The following is a 6,827-nucleotide window of genomic DNA, read 5'->3' as shown; positions in this document are numbered from 1 at the left end:
ATCGCAGAACGACCAGGCCGAATGGGGGTTTAACTATATGGCACTGACTTTCGGCACGCTGTTGAGTTCTCAAGGAGCGGACGCGCACGAAACCCAACCGAATCTCTTCGGCCCTCGTTCGTGGCGGTGTTCCCACTGTACACCGAGTTCCGCAGCGGCTCACCCTCAGGGGGTTCGGCCGGCGGTTTCCCAGGCCTTGCGGCCCGGTCTGTTCTCGCTCGGTGCAGAGAGAACATTACACGCCCTCTGAGGGCCCTGCAAACCGGGGGGTCCCTGGGGGTCCGCCGAAGACGCCAGAGGCCCGCTGACCTGGGAGGACGGCGCTCAGGCCACCCCGCGGGGGCGGTACTGGACGCTGACCCTCGGTCCGACCGCCTTCGTCGTCTTCGGGATGCAGTGCTCCCAGGTGCGCTGGCAGGAGCCGCCCATGACGACCAGGTCGCCGTGACCGAGCGGGAAGCGGAGGCTCTCGCCGCCACCGACCGGGCGCAGCAGGAGTGGGCGGGGCGAGCCGAAGGAGACGATGGCGACCATGGTGTCCGCCGAGCGGCTGCGCCCGATGCGGTCGCCGTGCCACGCGACGCTGTCGCGACCGTCGCGGTACAGGCACATGCCCGCGCTGACGAACGACTCACCGAGCTCGGGGCCGTAGTGCGCGTCCAGGCTGCGCCGGGCCGCGGTGAGGAGTGGGTGTGGCAGCTGCTCGCCACCCCCGTACCAGCGCAGCAGGCGGGGCACGGCGACCTCGCGGTCGTACATCTGCCGCCGGTCGGCCCGCCAGCCGATGTCGCCCAGCAGCACATCGAGCACGGCGTCGGAGCCCTCCACCCAACCGGGCAGGTGGTCGATCCAGGCGCCACGACTCAGCTGGTGGCGGGTGACCCGACCGGCGAGCGGCGTCAGTGCCGGCTCCTCGGCGACGTCCCACATGGACGGCTGGTGCGCGAGCGACATGGCAGGAGGCTACCCCCGGTTTCGCACAGTTGTTCGAAAACCTGTGGACAACCTCAGGCGGAGAGCGCCAGCGCGAAGGGCAGCACCGACCCGGCCCCGGCGAGCCGTAGTTCTCGGCCCGCGACGGTCATCGTCCAGCGCGAGTCGGCCAGGTCGTCGACGAGGAGGACCGGGGCGTCGCCCAGCCGGGCGAGCTGCTCGCGCAGCTCGGGCCCGACGACGATCCGCTGCCACACCCCCGCCAGCCGGAAGGCGCTGTTGCCTCCCGGCCCGCCGGTCGGCCCGCCGTGCGCGAGGTCGAGCGTGCCGACGTAGGGCAGCCGGCCCATGCGGGCCAGCCCCTCGGCCACCCCCGTGACCAGCGCCGGCCGCCGCCGCGAGGGCATGGCCACGACCGCTCCCGGGCGCTGCGCCCAGTCCCAGGCGCCGAGCACCCGGCCGCAGGCCTTCAGCAGCTCCTCGTCCGGCGGTGCGTCGGTCGGCAGCCCCGGGCGGATCACCCGGTGGCTCACGTCGTAGGCGGCGTCCGGGTCCTCCTCCAGGGGCGGGGCCTCGAGGTCGTCGGCCAACGTCGCCACCCCGCCGACCCCGTCGTCACCGAGCAGCGTGCGCAGCCGCTGCCCCCAGCCGAGGTCGGTGAGCCGAGCGACGGCGCGCCCCGGGGCGACCTGCTCACCCGGCGCGATCTTGCCCTTCACCTCGACCCCGAGCCGGTCGGCACCCGTGGGCCACTGGGCGCGCGGCGCCAGCTCCACACCGGGCCGGTCCAGCCGGGCGGAGGCCGCCTCGGCGGCGCCGGCGGGCACGTCGGTGGCGTACCAGGGGCCGGCGCACACGTCGCAGCGGCCGCAGGGGGCGGCGGTCGGGTCGTCGAGCGCCTCCTGCAGGAAGGCCATCCGGCACTCGGCGGTGTCGACCGGCTTGGCGTAGGTGAGCATCGACCGCTGCTCTGCCTCCCGGGTGGCGGTGACCCGGGCGTACCGGTCGGCGTCGTAGACCCACGGGACGCCGGTGGAACGCCAACCGCCCTGCACCCGCTCGACCGCGCCGTCGACGGCCAGCACCTTCAGCAGCAGTTCAAGCCGGGAGCGGCGGACGTCGGCCACGGTCTCCAGGCGGGCCACCGACCAGGCCTTGCCGTCGGCCATGGCGGTGAGCACCGCCGCCGCGTGGTCCTCCCGCGGCATCGACGAGGTGGCGAACCACTGCCAGATCGCGATGTCCTCGGGGCCGGGCAACAGCAGCACGTCGGCGTGCTCGACGGCGCGGCCGGCGCGCCCGACCTGCTGGTAGTAGCTGACCGGCGACGACGGCGCCCCCAGGTGGACGACGAACCCCAGGTCGGGCTTGTCGAAGCCCATGCCCAGCGCCGAGGTGGCAACCAGCGCCTTCACCCGGTTCTCCCGCAACGCCTCCTCGGCGTCCTTGCGGTCGGCGTCGTCGAGCCGGCCGGTGTAGGCGCGCACCTCGTGCCCGGCGTCGCGGAGCAGCGCCGCCGTCTCCTCGGCCGCGGCGACGGTGAGCGTGTAGACGATGCCGCTGCCCGGCAGGTCACCCAGGTGGGCGGCGAGCCAGGCCAGCCGCGCCCGGTCGGTGTCCAGCCGGAGCACGCCCAGGCGCAGCGAGTCCCGCGCCAGGGGACCGCGGACGGTCGTGACCTCCACCCCGCCGGCGCCGAGCTGCTCGGCGACGTCGTCGACCACCCGCTCGTTCGCCGTCGCCGTGGTGGCGAGGACAGGGGTGCCCGCGGGCAGCTGGCCGAGCAGGTCGCGGATGCGCCGGTAGTCGGGGCGGAAGTCGTGCCCCCAGTCGGAGACGCAGTGCGCCTCGTCGACCACCAGCAGCCCGCACCGGTCGACCAGACCGGGCAGCTGCTCGTCACGGAACCGGGGGTTGGTCAGCCGCTCCGGGGAGACCAGCAGGACGTCGACGTCGTCGGCGGCGAGCCGGGCGTTGACGTCGTCCCACTCGGTGACGTTGGAGCTGGAGATCTCCACCGCCTTGATGCCGGCCCGGGCGGCGGCCGCCACCTGGTCGCGCATGAGCGCGAGCAGCGGGCTCACCAGCAGCGTCGGCCCGGCGCCGCGGCGGCGGAGCAACGCCGTGGAGACGAAGTAGACGGCGGACTTGCCCCAGCCCGTGCGCTGCACGACCAGCGCACGCTCGTGCCGCTCGACCAGGGCCGTGACGGCGGCGTCCTGCCCCTCGCGGAAGACGGCGTCCCCGCGCCCGGTCAGCTCGCGCAGGACGCCGAGCGCCTCGTCAGCCAGATCGGTCTCGACAGTGGTGCTCATGCCCCGACCGTAGGCGCCGGGACCGACAACGGGACCCGGTGTGCGGAGACTGTGGGCGAACGGTTGGATGGCGACTGATGCTGCCGCCGGACAACCACGTGCACAGCGAGTTCTCCTGGGACACCGGGCCACGGGCCTCGCTCCTGCGGGCCTGCGCGCGCGCCGTGGAGATCGGCCTGCCCGCGATCGCCTTCACCGAGCACCTGGACTTCACGTTCTGGGACGCCGCGGACCGCGCCACCGCGCAGGGCCTGACCGACCGGCACCCGGCCAACCAGCTGCCGATCGACGTCGACCTCTACGCCGAGACCATCTGGGAGGCCCGGCAGCGCTATCCCCAGCTGCGGGTGTGGTCCGGCGTGGAGGCCGGCGAGCCGCACCTGTTCGGGGCCAGCGTCGCCGCGCACCTCGGCGCCTCCCCGGTCGACCGCATCCTGGGGTCGCTGCACTCCCTCCCGGTCGACGGCCGGCTCATGGGCGTCAACCGGCTGCTGCACGCACCGGGCACCGACGTGATCGCCACGATGCGCCGCTACCTCGCCGAGATGGTCGGGATGATCGAGAGCAGCGACGTCTTCCAGGTGCTGGCGCACTGCGACTACCCGCGGCGCTACTGGCCCGGCGGGCGCGATGCCTACCCGGAGGCGGAGTTCGAGGAGGAGTACCGGGCGGTCTTCCGGGCGCTGGCCGGCAGCGGCCGCGCGCTCGAGGTCAACACGACCAGCCCGCTGTGGTCGGTGGAGCTGCTGCGCTGGTACCGCGAGGAGGGCGGGGACGCGGTGAGCTTCGGCAGCGACGCCCACCAGCCGCACCTGGTCGGGCAGCGCTTCGACCTCGCGGTCGACGTCGTCGAGCAGGCCGGTTTCCGGCCCGGCCGGGACCGCTTCGACTTCTGGCGCCGTTGAGTAACGGAACCCGGAGGTAACGGTCCGCGCCGGGGCTGCCGAGAACACCCATGTGACCGATCTGCAGACCACCCAGGACGTCGTCTCGTTCGCGGAGATGGCCGCTGCCGGGCGCGAGCGGGTCGAGCGCCTGCACGACGAGGCCATGCAGCTGATCGCCGACTTCGCCGAGCACTGGGATGAGGCCGAGCCCGCCCCGGCCGAGCCGGACGACGTCCCCGCGGACGACGTCGCCGTCGCCGTCGAGACGGTGGACGACGACACGGTGGACGACGCCGCAGCCGGCGAGGAGGCCGGGGCGCAGGCCGAGGAGCCGGCCGCCAACGTCGCCGTCCACGAGGACGAGGACGAGGCTGTCGCGGAGCCCGAGGAGATCCGGGTCCTGCTGCCCTCCGAGCTCCCGGCCCTGCCCCCGCTCCCGGTGCACCGGAACGCCGCCCGCCTGGCCACGGCCGTCACCGACGAGTTCGCCCTCCCCGTCGAGGACGCGCACCACACCGTCGCCGCCTGACGCGGGTACTTCACCGCTAAGGCATCCTGCCGCTAGGGTCCGGCGGGTGACCTCTCCCCGCCGCGTGGTCGTCGCCCTGGGCGGCAACGCGATGACCGGCCCCGACGGGTCGGCCACGCCCGGTGCGCAGCGTGCCGCGATCGCCGTCGCCGCCGGGCACCTGGCCGCCGTGGTCGCCACCGGGGTCGAGGTGGTGGTCACCCACGGCAACGGTCCGCAGGTGGGGAACCTGCTGGTGAAGAACGAGCTGGCCGCGCACGAGGTGCCCCCGGTCCCGCTGGACTGGAACGTCGCCCAGACCCAGGCGACGATCGGCTTCACCCTCGCCGACGAGCTGGACGCCGCGCTCGCCGCCCGCGGGATGCCGCAGCGCACCGCGGCCCTGGTCACCCGCACGCTGGTCGACCCGGCCGACCCCGGGTTCCGGTCGCCGACCAAGCCGGTCGGCCGGCACCTGCCGCGGGACCGTGCCCAGCACTTCATCGAGCTGGGGCAGGTCTGGGAGGACCGCGGGGAGCGCGGCTGGCGGCGCGTGGTCGCCTCCCCCGAGCCGCAGTCGGTCGTCGACGTCCCGGCGATCCGGGCGCTGGCCGGAGCCGGATTCGTCGTCGTCTGCGCCGGGGGCGGCGGCGTGCCGGTGGTCGACGGCCACGACGGCGGCGCCCTGCGTGGCGTCGAGGCGGTCATCGACAAGGACCTGACCGCGGCCCTGCTCGCCGCCGACCTGGGCGCCGACACCCTGGTGGTCGCCACCGACGTCCCGAACGTGATGGTCGACTTCGGCACGCCGGCCGCCCGGCCGCTGGGCCGGGTCACCGTCGCCGAGGTGCGGGCGCACGCCGCGGCCGGGCAGTTCGCCCGCGGCAGCATGGGCCCGAAGGTCGAGGCCGCGCTCCGCTTCGTCGACCGCCGGCCCGGCGCCCGCGCCGTCATCACCTCGCTCGAGCACATCTCCGACGCCGTCACCGACGACGTCGGCACCGTCCTGACCGTCTGAGCCAACGAGGAGAACCGCCGTGCCCGCACCGATCGAGGTCCGCAAGGTCCCGCTGCACAACGTCAGTGACGCCTCCGAGCTCGCCAAGCTCATCGACGACGGCGTCATGGAGGCCGACCGGGTCGTCGCCGTCATCGGCAAGACCGAGGGCAACGGCGGCGTCAACGACTACACCCGGATCATCGCCGACCGGGCCTTCCGCGAGGTGCTGCTGGAGAAGGGCTCGCGGAGCAAGGAGGAGGTCGGCGAGATCCCGATCGTGTGGTCCGGCGGCACCGACGGCGTGATCAGCCCGCACGCCACGATCTTCGCCACGCTGCCCGAGGAGTCGGTGGAGAAGACCGACGAGCCCCGGCTGACCGTCGGCTACGCGATGAGCGACGTGCTGCTGCCCGAGGACATCGGCCGGATCGCCATGGTGGAGAAGGTCGCCGAGGGCGTGCGCCGGGCGATGGAGGCAGCGGGCATCACCGACCCGGCCGACGTCCACTACGTGCAGACCAAGACACCGCTGCTGACCATCGAGACGATCCGCGAGGCGAAGTCCCGCGGCAAGGACACCTACTACGACGAGCCGCACGGCTCGATGGACCTGTCCAACGGGACGACGGCGCTGGGCATCGCGGTGGCGCTGGGCGAGATCGAGATGCCGACGCAGGAGCAGGTCATGCGCGACCTGTCGCTGTTCAGCGCGGTTGCGTCCTGCTCGTCGGGCGTGGAGCTGGACCGGGCGCAGATCGTCGTCGTCGGCAACGCCCGCGGGCACGGCGGCGCCTACCGGATCGGCCACTCGGTGATGAAGGACGCGCTGGACCAGGACGGCATCTGGAACGCCATCCGCGAGGCGGGGATGGACCTGCCCGAGCGGCCGCACGTCAGCGACCTGGGCGACCGGCTGGTCAACGTCTTCCTCAAGTGCGAGGCCGACCCGACCGGCTACGTGCGCGGCCGGCGCAACGCGATGCTGGACGACTCCGACGTCTTCTGGCACCGGCAGATCAAGGCCACCGTCGGCGGCGTGGCCGCGTCGGTGACCGGCGACCCGGCGGTGTTCGTGTCGGTGGCCGCGGTGCACCAGGGCCCGAGCGGCGGCGGCCCGGTCGCCGCGATCATCAAGGCGTAGTCCTCGAGGTCTGCGATCTCGGGCCTTCTCCCCACCGGAGAGC

General features: G+C 73.7%; 6 protein-coding genes. 4 read left to right on the top strand and 2 right to left on the bottom strand.

The window, feature by feature from the left end; translation table 11 throughout:
• Positions 1–324: 324 nt before the first annotated feature.
• Together ACI79Y_RS16855 and ACI79Y_RS16850 are read right to left on the bottom strand one after the other, a co-directional pair.
• Entirely contained in the window at positions 325–954 is a 630-nt protein-coding gene (locus ACI79Y_RS16855) for an alpha-ketoglutarate-dependent dioxygenase AlkB (RefSeq protein ID WP_457159599.1), read from the bottom strand.
• 53 nt (positions 955–1,007) lie between these two features.
• Entirely contained in the window at positions 1,008–3,248 is a 2,241-nt protein-coding gene (locus ACI79Y_RS16850) for a RecQ family ATP-dependent DNA helicase (RefSeq protein WP_457159598.1), read from the bottom strand.
• A gap of 77 nt (positions 3,249–3,325) precedes the next feature.
• On the opposite strand from ACI79Y_RS16850, the gene ACI79Y_RS16845 reads away from it, so the two are divergent.
• The 4 genes from ACI79Y_RS16845 to bar are packed head-to-tail and all read left to right on the top strand — an operon-like array spanning position 3,326 to position 6,784.
• Positions 3,326–4,153, top strand: coding sequence for a PHP domain-containing protein (locus tag ACI79Y_RS16845; RefSeq protein WP_457159597.1), 828 nt, complete (start codon positions 3,326–3,328; stop codon positions 4,151–4,153).
• 52 nt (positions 4,154–4,205) lie between these two features.
• Positions 4,206–4,664, top strand: a complete 459-nt coding sequence (locus ACI79Y_RS16840) for a hypothetical protein (RefSeq protein ID WP_457159596.1) — start codon at positions 4,206–4,208, stop codon at positions 4,662–4,664.
• Between the two features lie 46 nt (positions 4,665–4,710).
• Positions 4,711–5,661 carry a carbamate kinase gene (locus ACI79Y_RS16835; protein WP_457159595.1) on the top strand — a complete coding sequence of 317 codons (951 nt, stop codon included), beginning with the start codon at positions 4,711–4,713 and terminating at the stop codon, positions 5,659–5,661.
• Between the two features lie 19 nt (positions 5,662–5,680).
• A complete protein-coding gene (bar, locus tag ACI79Y_RS16830; RefSeq protein WP_457159594.1) occupies positions 5,681–6,784 on the top strand; it encodes a barbiturase in 1,104 nt (367 codons plus the stop codon).
• Positions 6,785–6,827 lie beyond the last annotated feature (43 nt).

The sequence above is a fragment of the Modestobacter sp. SYSU DS0875 genome (assembly GCF_054050915.1).
This window is presented reverse-complemented; position numbering and strand designations above follow the sequence as displayed.

What these genes read in the sequence shown, in the direction of transcription:
- ACI79Y_RS16855 (WP_457159599.1), bottom strand. Translation starts at nt 954, where the DNA reads ATGTCGCTCGCGCACCAGCCGTCCATGTGGGACGTCGCCGAGGAGCCG.
- ACI79Y_RS16850 (WP_457159598.1), bottom strand. Translation starts at nt 3,248, where the DNA reads ATGAGCACCACTGTCGAGACCGATCTGGCTGACGAGGCGCTCGGCGTC.
- ACI79Y_RS16845 (WP_457159597.1), top strand. Translation starts at nt 3,326, where the DNA reads ATGCTGCCGCCGGACAACCACGTGCACAGCGAGTTCTCCTGGGACACC.